Genomic DNA, 1,906 nt, shown 5'->3' with positions numbered 1-1,906 from the left:
GGCGCGAGCCGCTGCCACTGCTCCGGGCTCAGTTCATACCGCTTTGGCTTGGCCATCCCAGGCTCCCGGATCCTCGATCCGAACACTTGAGAATCACACCACGCCGCAAAGCGGAACTCTGAATGTCGATTGAACCTAGAGGATCTGACTTCGGCAAAGTGGCTAGCCAAGGCAGAGGTCGCCAAGCGCGACGCGGAGATCGCCCTAATAATTGACGTCGATGGCACCGGAACCGAGGTTGCGTCCATCCGCCAAGACACGATGGTGTGGGACGACGAGTAAATCCCAAGCTACCATAACCAACCCGCCAGGTTCAGTGAGGACGTGGCGACGGCACACGGAAGGTCTGACATTCCCCCCATGTGTCTGCACGATGTCACGGAACAAGTTCCCGGCGCAGCACTGGCACAAGTTGGTTAGTTGGATGCTAGGCTCTCAAGGAATTTTACTCGTTGTGCGAGCGTGTCCACTTCGCAGCTGCTTGCACTGATTGAGTCGAGCGTTCCACCGCTACCAAACTTATAGATTAGATCACAAGTGGTCTTTCTGTAAGCCAACCACAATCTCTGCGATTCACGTAGAGCTGCTTTCTGCATATCTGAAGCCTTCGCCATCAGCTTTTGATAAGCACCGTTCAGCCGCTTGTCTTGGCGCTTCATCTCGGCGCCATCGCAATCGAGCATTTCCGCTGTCACGCCGCCACTCTTATCCATACATTTGGCATGGTCAGATGAGGTAAGCTGCTCTGCGACTGCGGCGCTACTCAGCGTAGCGAGCAATAAGGCGCCGGCGGGGCCGATGACAGAGATTTTCAAGAGCATGTTGGGTAGGACACACGCGGCCACGATTAGATAACTGTAGCCCGACTGGTTCAAGCAACGCTAGGGGGAGCTCTGCCGGAGCAGTCGTCCGCCGTGGGCTTAGGCCAATCGCTAGAATGCGACCGTTTCAAGAACCCCACTGTTAGTGCGCACCTGCCAGGATGACCCATACGAGGTGTCCTATGCGGTTCCTGGCTTCCCTCAGTCTGGCCATTCTGTTGACGGCGGCACACGCGTCGCCGGTCATTGCGCGCGGTGGTGGAGGTAGCGGCTTGATGGGTGTCCGGGGCTATGTAACCTCGCGCGGAACCTACGTTGCGCCACATGTCCGCACCCGCCCAGATGGGGTGCTTGAGAACAACCTCTCCTACCGGGGTGCCAATTCGAATCAACCGCTCCCAGGTGGAAGCGGTCTTCCCGTTGTGCCTACGCGAGCCCTAGTCGAGAGCGATGGTCCCAAGGCCGTACCCAACCCTACCACGTGGACCAACATTGGCTCCCGGCCCGTGGAGCAGCAGTGTCCGGGGAACCGCCTCGTCGGTACGGGCGCCGGATTTTGCATCATCAACTAGGATCGTCGGGGAACAAGCTCCTTCCGTCGCCGCCTCCGGCACCGCAGGCGTAGCGCTCAGGCTGCGATCTCCTGCTTCGCGGGCGTGGCGGTCTGGTTGTACGGATCACCGGCATTGCTGTCGGGGAAGCGACGCTGGAAGACCGCTTCGCTGACCAGCACCATCGTCGTGGTCGTACCTGCCTCTGACTGCGAGCAAGTGACGGTGAAGACACGCAGATCCAGTTTGCCGGTGTCGTTGGCGAAGGCCATCGGCGACTTCACAACGACCTTGTCGCCTAGCTCCCACAGATCCGTCGTGCCGGGCTTGAACCACCCGAGATGGGTGACCGTCACCTGTACCGTGGCGAGCAGGATCTGCTGCGCATAGGCATCGACCGCTGTCTGGTTCTCCTGCGCGTCGAGCGGACGGTCGGCAGCGATCCGCACCGTCATTCCCTTGGCCCCGGACGGGATCGTCGCGGTCGACTGGATCTGCGCGGCCGCTGAGCCGAACTTCTGATCCGTGCCCGGC

At 60.1% G+C, this 1,906-nt stretch carries 2 protein-coding genes; both read right to left on the bottom strand.

Annotation, left to right across the window (positions count from 1 at the left end; all coding sequences use genetic code 11):
- Window positions 1-416: 416 nt before the first annotated feature.
- Window positions 417-821 carry a lysozyme inhibitor LprI family protein gene (locus MKK53_RS05015; protein WP_243927450.1) on the bottom strand — a complete coding sequence of 135 codons (405 nt, stop codon included), beginning with the start codon at window positions 819-821 and terminating at the stop codon, window positions 417-419.
- Between the two features lie 628 nt (window positions 822-1,449).
- A partial coding sequence (locus MKK53_RS05010; RefSeq protein ID WP_243927448.1) for a hypothetical protein occupies window positions 1,450-1,906 on the bottom strand: 457 nt, incomplete at its 5' end.

This window comes from Methylobacterium sp. J-076 (assembly GCF_022829405.1).
Taxonomy (GTDB): Bacteria; Pseudomonadota; Alphaproteobacteria; order Rhizobiales; family Beijerinckiaceae; genus Methylobacterium.
Note: the sequence above shows the minus strand (reverse complement) of the source record. Positions and strands in the feature narration are given on the sequence as shown.